The 20,691-nt window shown below is 72.7% G+C and carries 3 protein-coding genes; all 3 read left to right on the plus strand.

What is annotated here, in order from left to right:
* Nucleotides 1-22 precede the first annotated feature (22 nt).
* The 3 genes from GWK61_RS20550 to GWK61_RS20560 are packed head-to-tail and all read left to right on the plus strand — an operon-like array spanning nucleotide 23 to nucleotide 20,683.
* Entirely contained in the window at nucleotides 23-7,852 is a 7,830-nt protein-coding gene (locus GWK61_RS20550; protein ID WP_194910417.1) for a non-ribosomal peptide synthetase, read from the plus strand.
* Nucleotides 7,849-15,681, plus strand: coding sequence for a non-ribosomal peptide synthetase (locus GWK61_RS20555; RefSeq protein WP_194910418.1), 7,833 nt, complete (start codon nucleotides 7,849-7,851; stop codon nucleotides 15,679-15,681). The genes GWK61_RS20550 and GWK61_RS20555 overlap by 4 nt, the downstream gene beginning before the upstream one ends.
* 4 nt (nucleotides 15,682-15,685) lie before the next feature.
* Nucleotides 15,686-20,683 carry a non-ribosomal peptide synthetase gene (locus GWK61_RS20560; protein WP_194910419.1) on the plus strand — a complete coding sequence of 1,666 codons (4,998 nt, stop codon included), beginning with the start codon at nucleotides 15,686-15,688 and terminating at the stop codon, nucleotides 20,681-20,683.
* Nucleotides 20,684-20,691 lie beyond the last annotated feature (8 nt).

Consider the following 20,691-nt stretch of genomic DNA (forward strand, 5'->3'; position numbering starts at 1 on the left):
GTTCAGCGGATTTGGAGAGACCGTGATCCCGTTGTCGTTCGCGCAGCGCCGGCTGTGGTTCGTGGACCGGTTCGAGGGGCCCTCGCCCACCTACAACAGCGCTTTCGCGCTGCGGCTGGAAGGCGAGCTGGACCTCGACGCGCTGCGTTCGGCGTTCCACGACGTCCTGGACCGGCACGAGGTGCTGCGCACCGTGATCGCCGAGGACGGCGACGGCCTGCCGCACCAGCGGGTCCTGTCCCTGGACGAGGCAGCCTTCCGGCTCCCGCTCGTCGAGGCCGGACCCGAGGCGGAGCGGACGGCGGCGCTTCAGGAGGCCGCGACCGTTCCCTTCGACCTGGCCGCCGACATCCCGGTCCGGGCCCGGGTCGTGCGCTCCGGTCCGAACGATCACACTCTCGTGCTGGTGGTGCATCACATCGCCCTGGACGGGGAGTCCATGGGGCCGCTGCTGCGCGACCTGACCGTGGCGTACGCGGCGCGCAACCAGGGCCTGGCCCCGGCCTGGGAGCCGCTGCCGGTGCAGTACGCCGACTACGCGCTCTGGCACCAGGACGTGCTCGGCGACGAGAGCGATCCGGACAGCCTGGCCGCACGGCAGCTGGCGCACTGGCGCGAGGCCCTGGCCGACCTGGCGCAGCCGCTGGCACTGCCCACCGACCGACCGCGTCCCAGGGAGCTGAGCCGGCGCGGCGACGTGGTCCGGTTCTCGATCAGCCCCGGCCTGCTGTCGGCGGTGGAAGAGCTCTCCGCGCAGCAGAACGCCACGGTGTCGATGACCATGCACGCGGCGCTCGCCGTGCTGCTGTACCACCTGGGCTGCGGCGACGACGTGCCGATCGGCGTCCCGATCGCCGGCCGCACCGACGAGCAGCTGCGGGACCTGGTCGGGTTCTTCGTCAACACCTGGGTGCTGCGCGTCGACCTGGCCGGCGATCCGACCTTCCGGGAACTGCTGCAGCGGGTGCAGGAGCGGTCCCTGGCCGCGTACGACAACCAGGACCTGCCGTTCGAACGGGTCGTGGAGCTGCTGAACCCGGACCGGTCCACCGCCTACCACCCGTTCTTCCAGGTGATGCTGTCCTGGCAGCCGCCGGTGCCGGAGCCGCACATCCCCGGCTTCCGGGTCCACGGCGAGCGGCTGGAGACCCCGACCGCCAAGTTCGACCTCTTCTTCGACCTGATACCGAACGCCGCCGGCGGGGCGCAGTGCCGGCTGGAGTACGCCACCGACCTGTTCGACGAGAGCACGGTCGTGGGGTTGGCGGAGCGCTTCGTCCGGGTCCTGAGCCGGCTGGTGGCCGACGCCGGGCAGCGGATCGCCGGGGTCGACACGCTCGACGCGGCCGAGCGGGACCGGCTGCTGGTGCAGTTCAACCTCACCGCCGCCACGGTGCCCGAGCAGACGATCCCGGAGCTGTTCCAGGAGCAGGTCGCGCAGACCCCCGACGCCCCCGCGCTGGTGTGCGAGGACCGGACACTGACGTACCGGGAGCTCGACGAGCGCGCGGACCGGGTCGCCGACGAGCTGATCCGGCGTGGCGCAGGCCCCGAAGACCTGGTGGTGTTGGCGCTGGCGCGCAGCGAGGACCTGGTGGCCGGACTGCTCGGCATCCTCAAGTCCGGCGCCGCCTACCTGCCGATGGACCCGCGGCACCTCGGCGAGCGCGCGGTGACCGTGCTCTCCGAGGCGACGCCGCGCTTCGCGGTCACCGACACCGATACCTGGCAGCTGATGCCGGGCGGCGTGGTCGTGGATGCCATCGATCCCGTTCACCTCGACCGCCGCGCCGACTGGAGCCGGTCCGAGCCGTCTGAGTGGTCTGAGCGGACGCCGGCGGACCCGGACGGGAGACCGCGGCTGCACCCGGACAACCTGGCGTACGTCATGTACACCTCCGGCTCCACCGGCCGGCCGAAGGGTGCGGCGATCACCCACCGCAACGTGGTCAACGGTGTACGGGAGCTGGTCCGCGTCCTGGACGCACCGGCGGGCTGGCGGATGCTCGCGGGCACCTCAGTGGACTTCGACGTCTCGGTCTTCGAGCTGCTGACCACCCTGTCCACCGGCGGCACGGTGGAGGTGGTGCCGAACGCGCTCGCCCTCGGGGAGCGCGACAGCTGGGACGGCCACGTGATCAGCACGGTCCCGTCGGTGCTCACAGAACTGCTCGGCCACCTGCCCAAGACGTCCGAGCTGCGCAGCGTGGTGCTGGCCGGCGAGGTGCTTCCGGCCCGCCTGGTGCGCCAGGTCCGCGAGGCGCTGCCCGGGGTGCAGGTCGTGAACGGCTACGGGCAGAGCGAGAGCTTCTACGTTTCCACATTTGCCCTGGCCGCTTCCGAGGAATGGGCCGACGGCGAGGTCGCGCCGATCGGCACTCCGCTGGGCAACATGCGCGCCTACGTGCTGGGCCCGGGGCTCGCCCCGGTGCCGCAGGGCGTCACCGGCGAGCTGTACGTGGCAGGGACCTGCCTCGGTCGCGGCTACCGGCACAGCAGCGCGGCCACCGCCGAGCGGTTCGTGGCCAACCCCTTCGGCCCGGCCGGGGAGCGCATGTACCGTACCGGCGACCTGGCCCGCTGGAACGCGCACGGCCGGCTGGAGTGCGTCGGCCGCAGCGACGGCCAGGTGAAGGTGCGCGGCTTCCGCATCGAGACCGCCGAGGTGGAGGCGGCGTGCGTGCAGCACCCCGGGATCAGCGAAGCCGTGGTGGTCAGCCGGCCGGCGCCCTCCGGCGGCCGCCGGCTCGTGGCATACGTGGTGCACATCGGCGGCGGCGAAGGCGGCGGGGACGGCTCGGGGGCGATCTCCGACGTCGACATCCAGGCCGGTGCGTCCTCCGCCGAACTGCGCCGGTTCGTCGCGGCCCGGCTGCCGGACTACATGGTGCCCTCGGCCTTCGTGGCCCTGGGCCGGATCCCGCTGGGCCCGACCGGCAAGCTGGACCGTTCGGCGCTGCCCGAACCCGACTTCGTGGGCGAGGTGTACCGGGAGCCGCGCACCGACACCGAGGCGATCATCGTCGCGGCCTACGCGGACGTGCTCGGCGTGGAGCGGGTCGGCGTCGACGATGACTTCTTCGCCGTCGGCGGGGACAGTCTGCGCTCGCTCCAGGTGGTGGCCCGCGCTCGGGCTCGCGGCCTACAGCTCACCACGCGCGAGATCTTCGAGTGCCGCACCGCGGCCCGACTCGCCGAGGTGGCCGCCGAGCGCCGGGAGACGCTGCCCCGGCTGGAGGAACTGGAAGGCGGCGGCGTCGGGCCGATGCCGTTGCCGCCGGTGGCGCGGCAGGTGTTCGAGCACGGCGTCGGGATCGACCGGTTCGCGATGGCGATGACGCTGGAGCTGCCGCCGGACATCGGCGCGGACGGGCTGGCCGCGACGCTGGACGCCGTCCTCGACCGGCACGACCTGCTGCGGGCGCAGCTGGTCCCCGGCTACGAGCCGTCGTTGCTGGTGCGCCCGACTGGCAGCGTTCGGGCGGCGGATCTGATCCACCAAGTCTCGTGCCACGGAGCGTGGGACGAGCCGTCCGTGCTGCAGAAGGCGCAGGATGAGCTCCAGGCCGCGACCGGACGCCTGGACCCGGAGGCTGGGGCGATGGCGGAATTCGTCTGGTTCGCCCCGGCGACCGGCGCTGGCCGGCTGCTGGTGGTGCTGCACCACCTGGTGGTGGACGGGGTCTCCTGGCGCATCCTGATGGCCGACCTCGCAGAGGCCTGGCAGCAGGTCGCCTCCGGCCGGACGCCCGAGCTGCCCGCGGTCGGCACCTCGACGCGTCGGTGGGCGGCGGCGCTGGAGGCCGACGCGCTGTCCGAGCGGCGCGAGGACGAGCTGGCGTACTGGCACCGGGTGCTGGAGACACCGGATCTCCCGCTGGGCCCGCGGCTGTTCGACCCGGCGGTGGACCTGATGTCCACGGTCGACACCGTGCACGTGGACCTGCCGGCCGGGATCACCGAGGCGGTGCTGACCCGGCTTCCGGCCGCGTTCAAGGGCACTGCGACCGACGTCCTGCTCGCGGCGCTCGCCGTGGCGGTGGACCGGTGGCGCGGCACTGGTGGCACCGACGGTATCGACGGCTCGACCCTGGTCCGGATGGAGGGCCACGGCCGCGAGGAGGACATCGTCCCCGGCGCCGACCTGTCCCGGACGATCGGCTGGTTCACCAGCATGTACCCGGCGCGGATCGACGTGCGCGGGTTGGACCAGGCCGAGGTGCTGGCCGGCGGCCCCGCGGCCGGAGCGGCGATCAAACTGGTCAAGGAACAGCTGCGCGCGATACCGGACAAGGGCGTCGGATACGCGCTGCTGCGCTACCTGAACCCGGAGGCCGGCCCGCAGCTCGCCGACTACCCGGCGCCGCAGATCGGCTTCAATTACTTGGGCCGTGTCTCCGCCGCTGACGTGCCCGAAGAGCTGCGGGCGAACGGGTGGGGCCCGGCGCCCTGGTCCGCCGCCCTGATCCCGGACCCGGACCCGGCCATGCCCGCGCTGTCCGCGCTGGAGGTCGGCGCCGTCGCCCTGGAGGACTCCGACGGCGTTCGGCTGCAGGCGGCTTTCGCCTACGCCTCGGGGGTGCTGTCCCGGGAGCGGACCGCCGAGCTGGCCGCGCTGTGGGTCGAGGTGCTGCGCGGCATGGCCGCCTTCGCCGACCGCGCCGACATCGGCGGCCTCACCCCCTCGGACGCGGCGCTGGTCTCGGTTCGCCAGGACGAGATCGAGGCCTGGGAAGAGCACTACGGCGGGCTGGACGAGATCTGGCCGCAGGCCCCGGGCCAGTCCGGGATCCAGTTCCAGGCCGCGGTCGCCGACGGCTCTTTCGACGTCTACCACATGCAGTTCGTGCTGCACCTTTCCGGACAGGTGGACCCCGAGCGCATGCGGTCCGCCGGACAGGCGCTGCTGGACCGCTATCCCAACATGCGCGCCGCCTTCCTGCTGGCCGCCGACGGCGACGCGGTCCAGGTGATCCCGCGGACGGTCGAGCTGCCGTGGCGGCACGTCGATCTGACCGGCCGCGGCGAGGCCGAGCAGGACGCCGAGCTCGACAGGTTCCTCGCCGAGGACCGCGGCCTGCCGCTGGACCCCGCGCGGCCGCCGCTGGTGCGCATGGCCGTGCTCACCTGCGGGCCGGACCGCGCCAAGCTGATCATCACCGCGCACCACACCGTGTTCGACGGCTGGTCCTCGCCGCTGGTGTTCAGGGACCTGATGACGCTCTACGCCGGCACCGGCGAACTGGCTCCGGTCCGTGGCTACGGCGACTACCTGGCCTGGCTGTCGACCCGCGACCGGGAGGCCACCGCCGCCTTGTGGCGAGAAGAGCTCGCCGGATTCGACCAGCCCACGCTCATGGCTCCGGACGCCGCCCTGAAGGGCAAGGCCTCGGCGCTCGGCCGGGTCGAGGTGCCGTGGTCGATGGACCAGGGCCGGGAGATCACTCGGCGCGCGGCGGAGCTGGGGGTCACGCTGAACACGCTCCTGCAGGGCGCCTGGGCGGTCCTGTTGTCGAAGCTGGTCGGCCAGCAGGACGTGGTGGTCGGCGCCGCCGTCAACGGCCGCCCGGCCGATCTCCCCGGCTCCGAGGAGATGGTCGGCCTGTTCATCAACACCCTGCCGGTCCGGGTGTCCTGCCGGCCGGAGAGCAGCTTCCGCGAGGTCGTCAGGGACCTGCAGGACCGCCAGACCGCGCTGCTGGACCAGCACTACTACGGCCTGGCCGACATCCAGCGCGGAACCGGCCTGCCGGTGCTGTTCGACACGATCGTGGTGTTCGAGAACTACCCGGTCGACCGGGAGGGCATCGTCGGCGCGAACGACGCGGCCGGGCTCACGATCGACGCCATCCGGCCGTTCGCGGGCTCGCACTACCCGCTCACGCTCAACGCCTCCGACCCCAACCTGCGGCTGTCGCTGGACTACCAGGACAACATCTACGACCACGCCGCCGCGCAGGCGCTCGCCGTGCGGCTGGTGCGGGTCCTGGAGCAGCTGACCGCCGATCCGCAGATCCTCGTCGGGGCGATCGACGTGCTGTCGGAAGCCGAGCGCGAGGAGCTGCTGCGGGAGGTCAACGACACGGCGCATCCGGTGGCCGCGAGCATCCTGCCGGAGGTGTTCGAAGCGGCGGTCGAGCGCTTCCCGGAGCGGGTCGCGGTGATCGGCGAGCAGGAGACGCTGACCTACGCGGAGTTCAACCGGCGGGCCAACCGGCTCGCGCACTGGCTGATCGCGCAGGGCGCGGGGCCGGAGCAGATCGTCGCGGTCCGCATCCCGCGCTCCGTCGACATGATGGTGGCGATCTACGCGGTGGTGAAGGCCGGCGCCGCGTACCTGCCGGTGGACCCCGCGCTGCCGCAGGACCGGGTACGGCAGCTGATGGACAGCGCCCGGCCCCTGCTGACGCTCGACGACGTACTGCCGGACGTGTCCGGGTACGACGACACCGACCCGCGGCGCGACCTGTCGCAGGACCACGCTGCCTACGTCATCTACACCTCGGGCTCCACCGGCGGCCCCAAGGGTGTGCCGGTCTCGCACCGCTCGATCACCAACCGGCTGGAGTGGGGCCTGGCACAGTTCGCCGTCACGCCCGAGGACCGGGTGCTGCTGAGCACGACGGCGAGCTTCGACGTCTCGGTGCCCGAGCTGTTCGCCCCGCTGCGGGTCGGCGCCGCCGTCGTGATCGCCCGCCCCGACGGCCGCAAGGACCCGGCGTATCTGGCCGAGCTGATCCAGCGCGAGCGGGTCACCGGCGCCGACTTCGTGCCCTCCCTGCTGGAGGTGTTCCTCGCCGAGGACACGGCGAAGGACTGCACGAGCCTGCGCTGGATCGAGGTCGCCGGCGAGGCGTTCCCGGCCGCGCTGGCGAACCTGTGCAGCGACCTGCTGCCGGACTGCGCGGTCTACAACCTCTACGGCCCCACCGAGGCCGCGGTCGAGGTGACCGGCTGGCAGCACGTGCCGGGCGCGGACCGGGTCCCGATCGGCCGGCCGGTCTGGAACACCCAGGTGTATGTGCTGGACGCGGCGCTGCGTCCGGTGCCGCCGGGCGTCGTCGGCGAGCTGTATCTGGCCGGCGCCGGACTGGCCCGCGGCTACCTCGGGCAGACCGGGCTGACCGCGCAGCGGTTCATCGCCTGCCCTTACGGCGCGCCGGGCACGCGGATGTACCGCACCGGCGACGTGGTGCGCTGGAACGAGGGCGGCCAGCTCGAATACCTCGGCCGCACCGACTTCCAAGTCAAGGTCCGGGGTCTGCGCATCGAGCTGGACGAGATCGAGCAGGCGCTGACCGGGCACCCGCAGGTGTCTCAGGCCGCGGTCATCGTGCGCGAGAAGACGCGGGGCGACCAGCGCCTGATCGCCTACGTGGTGCCGATCGCCGGGACGGACCCGGCCGGGGTGGACGTCGGTCCCTTGGCGGATCTGCTCCGGGCCCGGTTGCCGGAGTACATGGTCCCCTCGGCCATCGTGCCGATCCCCGAACTCCCGATGACCGTCAGCGGCAAGCTCGACCGGGCCGCGCTACCGGACCCGGATCCCGCCGCGGCCGCCGAGGGCCGCGGCCCGCGCACCCACGACGAGGAAGTCCTCTGCCGGCTGTTCGCCGAACTGCTCGGCGTGGACGAGGTCGGCATCGACGTCGACTTCTTCGACTACGGCGGGCACTCGCTGCTGGCCACCCGGCTCGTGGGCCGCATCCGCGCCGAGTTCAACGTCGAGGCGAACGTCACGACGATCTTCCGCTTCCCGACCGTGGCCCAGCTGGCCGGACAGCTCAAGGAAATGGCCACTTCGAACCGCCCCGCGATGCGGCGGATGACCGATCAGGAGGAGGGCCGATGACCCCCCTGTCCTTCGCCCAGAGCCGGCTGTGGTTCCTGCACCGGCTCGAAGGCCCGTCCGCCACCTACAACATCCCGTTCGCGCTGCGCCTGGAGGGGCCGCTGGACACCGCGGCCCTGGCCGCGGCGGTGCAGGACATCGTCACCCGGCACGAGAGTCTGCGGACCCTGATCGTCGAGGACGCGGACGGACGGCCGGAGCAGCGGATCCTGCCCGCCGCCGAGGCGACCGCCGCGCTGCGGGTCGTGGACGTGCCCGTCGGCGCGCTGGACTCCGCGATGCACCTCGCCGCCTCGGAGACCTTCCAGCTGGACACGGATCTGCCGCTGCGCACGACCGTGCTCCGCACCGGCCCGCAGGAGCACGTCCTGGTGTTCGTGTTCCATCACGTCGCCTCGGACGGCGCGTCGATGGGGCCGTTCCTGCGCGATCTGGTGTCGGCGTACACGGCCCGCCACCGGGGGAGCGCGCCGGACTGGAAACCGCTTCCGGTGCAATACCGGGACTACACCCTGTGGCAGCGACAACTGCTCGGCGACGAGGCCGACCCGGACAGCATCGCGGCCAAGCAGCTGGACTACTGGCGCCGGGAGCTGGCGGGCTCGCGCCAGCCGGTGCAGCTGCCGCTGGACCGGCCGCGGCCGACCAGCCCCGACCACCGCGGCGCCTACACCGACTTCGAGCTCGAACCGGAGCTGCTCGGCGGGCTGCGCAAGCTCGCCGCCGACCACGGCGCCACCCCGCCGATGGCCGCTCAGGCGGCGCTCGCCGTGCTGCTGCACCACCTCGGGGCGGGCAACGACCTGACCGTCGGCAGCCCGATCGAGGGCCGCGCCGACGAACAGCTCGACGAGCTGATCGGCTTCTTCGCCAATACCTGGGTGCTGCGGGTGGACCTGGCCGGCGACCCGTCGTTCGCCAGCCTGCTCCAGCAGGTGCGCGACCGCGCGCTGGCCGCCTACGACAACCAGGACGTGCCGTTCGAGCGCCTGGTGGAGCTGCTGGGCCCGGAGCGCACCACCTCCTACCAGCCGCTGTTCCAGGTCATGCTGGCCTGGCAGTTCGAGTGGTCCCAGGTCGAGATGCCGGGCCTGCGGGTCACGCCGCTGTCCGCGAGCACCGGCACCGCCAAGTTCGATCTGGTCCTGAACATCATCCCGTGGGAGTCCGGCGGCGGGTACGGACGCCTGGAGTACGCGACCGAGCTGTTCGACCACGCCACCGCGCAGAGCCTGGTCGAGCGGTACGTCCGGGTGCTGCGACAGGTCGTCGCCGACCCCGGGACGCCGCTGGGCCGGGTGGACGTGCTCACCGGTGCCGAGCGGGAGCAGCTGGACCGGCTGAACGACACCGCGGCGCCGGTGCCGGCCGCGACGCTGCCGGAGCTGGTGGCCGCCCAGGCGGCGCGGACCCCGGACGCCGCGGCAGTGGTCTGCGGCGAGACAGTGCTCTCCTACCGCGACCTGGAGACCCGTGCGGGACGGCTGGCCGTGGTGCTGCGCGCGCGGGGCGTCGGACCGGACGTACTGACCGCCGTGGCGCTGCCGCGTTCGGCGGACCTGGTGGTCGCGCTGCTGGCGGTGCTCAAGGCCGGCGGCGCCTACCTGCCGGTCGACCCGGCCTTCCCGTCGGCGCGCGTCGGGCTGCTGCTCGACACCGCCGAGCCCGCGCTGATCCTGACCGACCGTGCGACGGCCGCGATGGTGGCCGGGGCCCGGTCGACGGTGCTGCGCCTGGACGACCTCGACGACAGAGAGCTCGACGACACCGACCACAACGGCGGGGACCACCGCGAAGTTCGCACCGAGGCCGAGGCGGGCACCGCGCCGGACAACCTGGCCTACGTGATGTTCACGTCCGGCTCGACCGGCGTCCCCAAGGGCGTGGGCATCACCCACGCGGGCGTCGTCAACGGCGTCCTGGACCTGAAGCAGCGCGTGCACGTCGGGCCGGGGTCCCGGATGCTGGCCGCCAGCTCGGTGAACTTCGACGTCTCAGTGTTCGAGATCTTCACCGCGCTCACCGCCGGGGCCGGCGTCGAGATCGTCCGCGACCTGCTGGAGGTCGCCGAGCGCGGCGGCTGGTCGGGCAGCACGGTCAGCGCCGTGCCATCGGTGTTCTCCGCGCTGCTGGACCAGATCACTGCCGGCCCGGACGCGATCGAGCTGGACATCGAGACCGTCATCTTCGCCGGCGAGGCGCTCTCGGCCGAGCTGGTCCGCCGGGTCCACGACGCCCTGCCCGGGGTGCGCGTCATCAACGCCTACGGACAGACAGAGAGCTTCTACGCCTCCACCTACACGCTGCCGTCGCGATCGACCGGGATCGCGGCGATCCCGGTCGGACGGCCGTTGGCCAACATGCGTGCCTACGTCCTGGGCCCCGAGCTCGCCCCGGTTCCGCCGGGCGTGACCGGTGAGCTCTACGTCGGCGGGGTGCTCGCCCGCGGCTACCACCGCAATGGCGCGGCCACCGCCGAGCGGTTCGTCGCCAGCCCCTTCGGCCCGGCCGGCGCGCGCCTGTACCGCACCGGCGACCTGGCCCGGTGGGACGCCGACGGCGGGCTGTCGTACGCCGGGCGGGTCGACGCGCAGGCCAAAGTGAACGGCATCCGTGTCGAGCCGGTCGAGGTCGAGACCGTCATCGCCACGCATCCGGCGGTCGCCCGGGCCGCGGTCACGGTGCGCGAGGACCACACCGGCCGGGCCCGGCTCATCGCCTACGTGGCGCCGGCCGGCACCGAGGTGCCGGTGGAGCAGCTGCGGCGGTTCGTGGCCGAGCGCCTGCCGGACTACATGGTCCCGACCCGGTTCGTGGTCGTGGACCGGATGCCGTTGACCCCGACCGGCAAGCTCGACGTCGCCGCGCTCCCGGAGCCCAAGCTCGACGCCCCGGAGTACCGGGCGCCGCACGGCGTGGCCGAGCAGGTGCTGGCCGAGGTGTACGCCGACGTCCTGGACGCCGAGCAGGTGGGCGTCGACGATGACTTCTTCGCTATCGGCGGCGACAGCATCCGCTCCATCCAAGTCGTGGCGCGCGCCCGGACGCGCGGAGTCGAGATCACCACGCGGGAGGTCTTCGAGCGCCGCTCGGTGGCCCGCCTCGCAGAGCTCGTCGAGGGTCGGGCGGATCAGGAGCGTGCGACGCTGCCCGAGCTGCCCGGCGGCGGCGTCGGCTGGGCACCGCTCCCGCCGACCGCAGCCCACGTGCTCGCGCGCGGTGGCGGCATCGGCCGGTTCTGCATGTCGATGCTGCTGAATCTGCCGGCGGAGGCCGACCGGGCCAGTCTGGTCGCGGCGTTGCAAGCGCTGCTGGACCGGCACGACGCACTGCGCTCCCGGCTCGACCGCGATCGGCCGGGCCTGTGGATGGAACCGGTCGGGGCGGTGGCGGCCGACGCGCTGCTGCGCACGGTCGTCGGCTCCGAGGCCGACGTGCAGGCCGAGCTGGACGCGGCCGCGGGCCGTCTGGACCCTGACACCGGCGTCATGGCGCAATTCGTCTGGTTCACCTCCGGCCCCGGCGCCGACCGGTTGCTCATCGTGCTGCACCACCTGGTCGTCGACGGCGTGTCGTGGCGGATTCTGCTGCCGGACCTGGTCTCGGCCTGGCGCCGGGTCCGCGAGGGCGGCCCGGCCGAGCCGGCGATCACAGGCACTTCTCTGCGGCGTTGGACGCACGCCCTGGCCGACGAGGCAGCAGGCGCGCAGCGTGCCGCCGAACTGCCGGTCTGGCAGGGCATCCTGGCCGGGGACGAGCCGCTGCTCGGCGCGCGGGACCTGGATCCGGCGCGCGATGTCGCGGCGACCGTGGACACCGTCCGCGTCGAGGTGCCGGCTGACGTCACGCGGGTCCTGCTGGACACGCTGCCCGCGGTGTTCCGCGCCGGCGTCGACGACGGGCTGCTGACCGCGCTCGCGCTGGCGGTGGCGCAGTGGCGCCAGGCGCGCGGCCGGGCCCGGTCCTCGACCCTGGTCCGGCTGGAAGGGCACGGCCGGGAAGAGCATCTGGTCCCCGGCGCGGACCTGTCCGGCACGGCCGGCTGGTTCACCGCGATGTTCCCGGTCCGGCTGGACCTGGACGGCGTCGACCTGGCCGAGGCCTTCGCCGGCGGTCCGGCGGCCGGGCGGGCGCTCAAGGCGGTCAAGGAACAACGGGTGGCGGTGCCGGACAACGGCCTGGGCTACGGGCTGCTCCGGTACCTCAACAGCGAGACCGGCGCCGTCCTGGCCGGGGAGCGCGAACCGCGGATCGGCTTCAACTACCTGGGCAAGGCCTCCGGCGCGGACCTACCGGGCGAGCTGCGGGACCTGGGCTGGAACGGGGACGACGCGCAGGACCTGATCGCCGCCCCCGACGCCGACATGCCGGTGCTGTCGGAGCTGGAGATCAACACCGTGGCCGTCGCCACCGCCGGGGCGGACGTCCTGACCGCGTACTTCGGCTTCGCCACCGGAGTGCTGTCGCGCGAGGAGGTCAGCGAGCTGGCCGGGCTGTGGGTGCGGGCGCTGACCGCGCTGGCCCGGCACGCCGCCGCTCCCGGAGCCGGCGGGCTGACTCCCGGCGACGCGCCGCTGATCCCGGTGCGCCAGCAGGAGATCGAGACCTGGGAGAGCCGCTTCGGCCCGCTGACCACGTTGTGGCCGCTGACCCCGGTGCAGGCCGGGATCCTGTTCCACGCCAAGCAGGCCGAGGCGGGATTCGACCCGTACCACATCCAGATGGCCTTCCAGCTGTCCGGAAGGGTCGAGTCGGAACGGATGCGCCGCGCCGGGCAGGCGCTGCTGGACCGCCACCTCGGCCTGCGCGCGGCGTTCGCCGACCGGACCGACGGCGACGTGGCGCAGGTGATCCCCGAGAAGGTGACCCTGCCGTGGCAGCACCTTGACCTCAGTGCCCTCGGCGAGACGGAGCGCACTGAGGCCTTCGAGCGCTTCCTGGCCCGGGACCGGACCGCCTACTTCGATCCCGGGGCCCCGCCGCTGTTCCGGCTGGCCCTGGCCGAGCTGGCGCCGGACCGGGCCGAGCTGGTCCTGACCTTCCACCACCTGCTGTTCGACGGCTGGTCGACGCCGCTGCTGATGGAAGACCTGCTGTTGCTCTACGCCGCCGGCGGCGAGCCGTCCGGGCTGTCCCGGCCCGGCGACCCCGGCGCGTTCCTGGCCTGGCTCGCCCGGCAGGACCGGCAGGAGGCGGCCCGGGTCTGGGCCGAAGAGCTCGACGGGCTCGAAGGGCCGACGCTGCTGGTCCCGGACGCCGCGGGCGCCGACGGCGGGGGCCGCGACGAGGTCGCCGTCACGCTGCGCCCGGAGGAGGCCCAGGACCTGGTCCGGCGCGCCGCAGAGCTCGGCGTCACCGTCAACAGCCTGGTCCAGGGCGCGTGGGCGCTGCTGCTCAGCCTGCTCACCGGCCGCCAGGACGTGGTGTTCGGGGCCACGGTCTCGGGCCGGCCGCCCGCGGTGCCGGACGTCGAGTCGATGGTCGGGATGTTCATCAACACCGTGCCGGTCCGGGTGCGGCACGCGCCCGGCGACACCTTCGCCGAGGTCGTCACCCGGCTCCAGGGCCGGCAGGCGGCGCTCGCGGAGTACCACCACCACGGGCTCGCGGACATCCAGCAGGCGGCCGGCGTGCCGGCGCTGTTCGACACGCTGGTCGTCTTCGAGTCCTACCCGATCGACCGCGAGGGGCTGTCCGCCGCCGGCGAGGCCGCGGACGGGATCACCTTCACCGGCTTCCGGCCCTTCGCGGGCAACAACTACCCGCTGTCGCTGATGGCGGGGATCGGCGAACACCTCGAACTCGCTTTGCAGTACGCGCCGGGGGTCGTCGACCGGGACACCGCCGAGACGTGCGCGACCCGCCTCGTCGGCATCCTGCGCCGGATGGCGGCCGGTCTCGACGGCACCGTCGCGCACGTCGACGTCCTGACCCCGGCCGAACGCGACTGGCTGCTCGGCGACCTGAGCCACCCGGCGCTGCGGTCCGCCGACACCACGCTCGTCGAACGCTTCGAGGCGCAGGCGGCGCAGAGCCCTGACGCGGTCGCCGTGGTGGCCGCGGGCGCCTCGCTCACCTACGCCGAACTGGACGCGCGCGCCGAACAGCTCGCCGCCCGCCTGGTCGCGCGCGCCGTGGGTCCGGAAGCGCTGGTCAGCGTGGTCCTGCCGCGCGACCTGACCATGGTCGTGGCGCTGCTGGGCATCCTGAAGGCCGGCGGAGCCTATCTGCCGGTGGATCCCGCGTTCGCCCGCGCCCGGCTGCCGCAGATCCTGCCCGGGGCGCGGCCGCACCTGGTCCTGGTGGACGCCGACACCCGCGGGCTCGTCCCGGAGACGGACATCCCCGTCCTGGTCTTGGACGACCTGCTCGGCGCGCCCGCCGAGGAGACTGCGAGCGCTGAGAACCCCGATAGCCCTGATAGCCCTGATAGCCCTGCGACACCGCGGCGCAAGGCCGGACCCCACAACCTGGCCTTCGTCGTCTACACCTCCGGCTCCACCGGCGTGCCGAAGGGCGTGGGCATCGCCCACACCACGGTCGTGGCCGCCGTGGACACCATGGTCGCGCAGGCTGGGATGACTCGTGGGACCGGGACCGGGACCGGGACCGGCTCGGGCCGGCGGATCCTGCTCGCCGCCTCCTTCGGGTTCGACGTCGCCACCTTCGAGTTGTTCGCCGCGCTCACCACCGGCGGCGGCGTCGAGATCGTGCGCGACGTGCTGGAGCTGACCGACCGCGACAGCTGGGACGTCGACGTGGCCTGCCCGGTGCCCTCGGCCTGGGCCGAACTCGTCGACCAGCTCGGCGACCGCCTCCGGCCCACCGCGCTGAACTTCTCCGGGGAGGTGCTGACCCCGGCGCTGGCCGACCGGGTGCGTTCGCTGTGGCCCGACATCCGGGTCATCAACAGCTACGGCCCCAGCGAGACCTTCTACGCCACCGCGCACCTGCTCGGCCCCGACCGGAAGTACGAGCCGGACGTGCCGATCGGCCGGCCCTTCGCCGGTGTGCGCGCCTACATCCTCGGGCCGGGCCTGACCCTGCTGCCGCCCGGCACCGCCGGCGAGCTCTACCTCGCCGGCGCCGGACGCGGCTATGTCAACCAGGCCGCGCTGACCGCCGAGCGCTTCGTCGCCGACCCCTTCGGGCCGCCCGGCAGCCGGATGTACCGCACCGGCGACCTGGCGAGCCTGTCCGCCGACGGCGAACTGCACCATCTGGGCCGGATCGACAACCAGGTGAAGATCCGCGGCTACCGGATCGAGCCCGGCGAGGTGGCGGCCGCGCTGACCGCGCACCCGGAGGTGGCTCAGGCGGCCGTGGTGCTCCGGGACAACGGCGGCGCGCGCTACCTGGCGGCGTACCTGGTGCCCCCACCCGGCGCAGCCGTCCCCGACGCCGGCCGGCTGCGCGAGCACCTGGCCGAGCGGCTGCCCGACTACATGGTCCCGGCCGCGTTCGTGCCGCTGGACCGGCTGCCGCTGTCGCCCAACGGCAAGCTCGACCACCGCCGGCTGCCGGTCCCCGAAGTCACTCCCACCACCGCCTACCGGGCGCCCCGCACGCCCCGCGAGGAAGGCCTGTGCCGGCTGTTCGCCGAGGTGCTCGGGGTCGAGCGGGTCGGCGTCGACGACGTCTTCTTCGCGCTCGGCGGGCACTCCCTGCTGGCCGCCCGGCTGATCACCCGGGCCCGGGCCGATCTGGGCATTGAGATCCCCATCCGCACGATCTTCGATCTGCCGACGGTGTCCGCGCTCGCCGCGTGGACCGAGAAGTCCGCGGTTCCCGTTCGTCCCCGCATGCGCAAGATGACTGTTGAGGAGTGACCCGATGATTCCGCTTTCGTACGCACAACGCCGCATGTGGCTGACGAACCAGTTGGAGAACAAGGCCGAGACCTACAACATCTCCCCGCTGTTCCGCCTGACCGGTCGGTTGGACGCCACCGCGATGGTCGCGGCGGTCAACGACGTGGTCGACCGGCACGAGACCCTGCGCACCCGCTACGTGACCGGTGACGACGACGAGCCCTACCAGCAGATCCTGCCGGCCGGACAGGGGCTGGTCGAGGCACCGGTGGCGGACGTCGCGCCCGAGGACCTGCCGGCCCTGGTCGCCGCGGCCATCGCGCACCACTACGACCTGGCGACCGACATCCCGCTCCGGGTGCACCTGTACCGCTGCGGCCCGGAGGACCACGCCCTGCTCCTGGTCATCCACCACATAGCCGCCGACGGCGTTTCCGGCGGGGTGCTGGCCCGGGACCTGTTCGCCGCCTACGCGGCCCGTCTGGACGGCGCGGCGCCGGAGTGGGCGCCGCTGGAGGTGCAGTACAAGGACTACACGCTGTGGCAGCGCGAACTGCTCGGCGACGTGACGGATCCGGCCAGCCTGGCCGCACGGCAGGCCGCCTACTGGCGCACCGAGCTCGAAGGCGTGCCCCAGCCGCTCAGCCTCCCGGTGGACCGCCCGCGGCCCGAGGAGCGCAGCACGCGCGGCGACACCGTCCGGATCGAGCTCGATCCCGACGTCTCGGCCCGGCTGGTCCGGCTGGCCGACGAGCTCGGCGTGACCATGTCGATGGTCATGCAGGCGGGCCTGGCGGTGCTGTTGGGCAAGCTCGGCGGCGGCGAGGACATCACGCTCGGCGGCCCGATCGCCGGACGGACCGACGAGGCGCTGAACGACCTGGTGGGATTCTTCGTCAACACCCAGGTGCTGCGGGTCGACCTGTCGGGCGACCCGACGTTCGCCGATCTGCTGGCGCGGGTGCGGGAGAAGTCGCTGGCCGCCTACGAGCACCAGGACCTGCCGTTCGACATGCTGGTCGAGCTGATCAACCCGAACCGTTCGGCCGCCTACCAGCCGCTGTTCCAGGTGATGTTCGCCTGGCAGAACTGGGACAAGACGGTCTACGAGCTGACCGGGCTCGAGGTGGGGTTCGAGCAGCACCTGGTCCAGGCCACCATCTCCGACCTGTTCCTGAGCATGACCATGGACGAATCGGGCACGGCGTGGGGCGACCTGATGTACGCCACCCAGCTGTTCGACCGGGAGACCGCCGAGGCGATCGCGGCCCGGTTCGGACGGGTCATGGAGCAGCTGGCGGCCGATCCGCGGGCGCCGATCGGCACGGTCGACGTGCTCGCGCGCACCGAGCGCGACTGGCTGCTGCGGGGGATCAACGACACGGCGCACCCGGTGCCCGCCGGCACTCTGCCGGACGCGTTCGAGGCCCAGGTCCTGCGCGACCCGGACCGTCCGGCGGTGATCGGCGAACAGGAGACGCTGACCTACCGGGAGCTCGACCGGCGCGCCAACCGGCTGGCGCACTGGCTCATCGAGCGCGGTGCCGGACCGGAGCAGCTGGTCGCGGTGCGTCTGCCCCGCTCGCCCGAGCTGGTGGTGGCCATCTACGCGGTGGTCAAGGCCGGCGCCGCCTACGTCCCGGTGGACATCGAGGCACCCGATGACCGGGTGCGGCAGCTGCTGGACGGCGCCGCGCCGCTGCTGGTCCTGGACGAGACCCTGCCGGACGTCTCGGCGTATCCGGACTCGAATCCCGAGCGTGTCCTGTCGCCGGACAACGCCGCGTACGTGATCTACACCTCGGGCTCGACCGGCGGCCCCAAGGGGGTGCAGGTGTCGCACCGGTCGATCATGAACCACCTCGCGTGGGTGCTGGCGTACTTCGGCGTCACGGCCGAGGACCGGTTCCTGCTGAGCTCCTCGACGAGCTTCGACGCCTCGGTGCCGGAGTTGTTCGCCCAGTTCCAGGTCGGCGCCGCCGTCGTCGTCGCCCGCGAGGGCGGGCGCCGGGAGCCGGCCTATCTCGCCGAGCTGATCCAGCGGGAAGGCGTGACCGGCGCGTTCTTCGTGCCCTCCCTGCTCGACGCCTTCCTCGGCGAGCCGGAGGCGAAGAAGTGCACCAGCCTGCGCTGGATGGAGGTCGTCGGCGAGGCGTTCCCGCCGGTGCTCGCGAACACGATCGCGGAGGTGCTGCCCGGCTGCGAGATCTACAACTGCTACGGTCCGACAGAGACCACCGTGGAGGTCACCGCACACCGGCACGTGCCCGGTGCCGACCGGGTGCCGATCGGCAGCCCGATCTGGAACACCCAGGCCTACGTCCTGGACGAGACGCTGCGTCCGGTCGCGCCCGGAGTCCCCGGCGAGCTGTACCTGGCCGGCGCCGGGGTTTGCCGGGGCTACCTCGGACACACCGCGCTGACCGCGCAGCGGTTCGTCGCCTGCCCCTTCGGCGGGCCCGGCGCCCGGATGTACCGGAGCGGCGACGTCGTGCGCTGGAACCGGGACGGCGCCCTGGAGTACATCGGCCGCACCGACTTCCAGGTGAAGCTGCGCGGGATCCGCATCGAGCTGGGCGAGATCGAGAACGTGCTCGCCGGCCACCCCGCGGTGGCCCGGGCGGCGGTGGTGGTGCACGAGAACGGACGGGGCGACAAGAGTCTGGCGGCCTACGTCGTGCCGGATCCGGAGGCCGCGACGGCCGCCGCCGGCGAGCAGGTGGACGAGTGGCGCGACGTCTACGCCGACATGTACGCCGACGTCCACGCCGAAGCCGGCGAGCCGGCCCGGGGCGAGGACTTCCGGGGCTGGATATCCAGCTACACCGGCGAGCCGATTCCGCTGGAGCAGATGCGTCCGTGGCGGGACGCGGCGGTGGCGCAGGTTCTGCGTTTCGCGCCGCGGCGGGTCCTGGAGATCGGTGTCGGTTCGGGACTGCTGCTGGCCGGGATCGTCGATTCCGTCGACGAGTACTGGGGCACCGATTTCTCGGCCCCGGCGGTCGACAGGCTGCGCGCGCACCTGGACCAGACACCTCACGGCGACCGGGTCCGACTCGGCGTCCAGGCGGCCGACGACGTCACCGGACTGCCGCCGGGCGGCTTCGACACGGTACTGATCAACTCCGTCGTGCAGTACTTCCCGAGCGCCGCGTACCTGGACCGGGTTCTGAGTCAGGCCCTGGATCTGTTGGCCCCCGGCGGCCGGCTGATCGTCGGCGACGTCCGCAACGCCCGGACCCTGCGGCTGCTGCTGACGGCGGTCCAGCGGACGGCCCAGCCGTACGCCTCGGCCGAGGAGATCAGGTCCCTGGTGGAACAGGCGCTGCTCACCGAGCGCGAGCTGGTGATCGCGCCGGAGTGGTTCGCCGGCTGGGCCGCCGAGCACGGGCTCGGCGTCGACATCCGGTTGAAGTCCGGCCGGGCGCACAACGAGCTGACGCGACACCGCTATGAAGTCGTCCTGTCCAAGGACCCGGCCGCTGAGATCGACCTCGCCGGGGTGCCGGCGCTGCGGTGGGGCCGGGAGGTGTCCGGTCTGGCCGGTCTGGCCGATGAGCTCGACCGGCTCGAGCGGCTCGACGGGACCGGAGCCGGACCGGTGCGGGTGAGCGGGATCCCCAACGCCCGGCTGGCGGCCGAGGCGGATACGGCGGTCTCCGTCGGCTCGTGGCGTCGGCCCCCGCTGTCCGGCGCGCCATTGGATCCTGAGGACTTCGCCGAGTGGGCGCGGCAGCGGGGGTTCGAGCCGGTTCTGACGTGGTCCGGCGATGCGGACCACGGTTTCGACGCGGTGCTGCTGCCCGCGTCGCAGGCCGGGGGGCAGGTCCGAGGAGGATTCGTTCCGGGCTCCGCGGCGGGGCGCACCTGGACGAACACGCCCGTGCTCGGCACCCGGATCGGTCCGCTGCTGGCCGAGCTGCCCGGCTATCTGCGGGAGCGGCTGCCGAGCTACATGGTCCCGGGTTCGGTGATCGCGCTGTCGGAGCTGCCGCTGAACGCAGCCGGCAAACTCGACCGGCGCGCGCTGTCGACGGAACGTGTGGTCGCTCGCGGCGGGGAGCCGCGCAACGTCTTCGAGGAGAAGCTGTGCGCCCTGTACAGCGAAGTCCTTGGCGTGGAGAACGTGGGGATCGAGGACGACTTCTTCGTCCTCGGCGGGCATTCGCTGCTGGCCACCCGCCTCAGTTCCCGCATCCACAAGGTCCTGGGGATCGAGGTGCCGCTGCGGACGATCGTCCGGTACCCCACGGTGGCCGAGCTGGCGGCGCTGATGCTCAACGGCGCCATCCTCGGCGACGACCTCGACCCGTACGCTCCGGTGCTGCCTCTGCACGACGACCCCGGAACCGGCAAGAAGCCGGTGTGGTTCCTGCACGGCGGCGGCGGCCTGGGCTGGGTGTACTTCTCCTTCGCGCCGTACGTCGAGGACCGTCCGGCCTACGCCATCCAGTCCCGCGGCTGCAACGGCACCGACCCGGTGGCCGAGTCGGTGGAGCAGATGGTCGAGGACTACCTCGACCTGATCGTCGGCATCCAGCCCGAGGGCCCCTACAACCTGGTCGGCTGGTCCCTGAGCGGCCCGGTGGTGCACGCCCTGGCCGTCGCCATGGACGAGCGCGGGTACGAGGTGGGCCTGTTGGCGGTGCTGGACGCCATGCCGTCGATCGGTTTCAAGGACCTGGGCGCTCTGGACCCGGTGGCCTACCGCAAGGAGGTCGAGCAGTTCGTCAGCGACTTCATGAACCCCGAGAGCATCAGCGGCCTGCTGGACGCCATGGGCCGGGTCGGGGCCAACAACCGGTCGGTGATGAAGGAGTTCGACTCACCCGTCTACCGCGGCGACATGCTCTACTTCAACGCCAAACAGGGCAAGGAGGCGGGCTCGTGGGCGCATTACTGGCGGGAGCACATCCTGGGCACCATCGAGGAGTTCGACGTGGATTCCACCCACGAGTACATGCACATGCCCAAACCCGCTGCCCAGGTGATGCGGGTCATCGTGCCGCGGCTGGTCTGAGGATCGAG

It is taken from the genome of Catenulispora rubra (assembly GCF_015356825.1).
In the GTDB taxonomy this organism is placed as follows: Bacteria; Actinomycetota; Actinomycetes; order Streptomycetales; family Catenulisporaceae; genus Catenulispora; species Catenulispora rubra.

Coding starts and splice junctions, on each gene's coding strand:
- GWK61_RS20555 (WP_194910418.1), top strand. CDS start 7,849: ATGACCCCCCTGTCCTTCGCCCAGAGCCGGCTGTGGTTCCTGCACCGG.
- GWK61_RS20560 (WP_194910419.1), top strand. CDS start 15,686: ATGATTCCGCTTTCGTACGCACAACGCCGCATGTGGCTGACGAACCAG.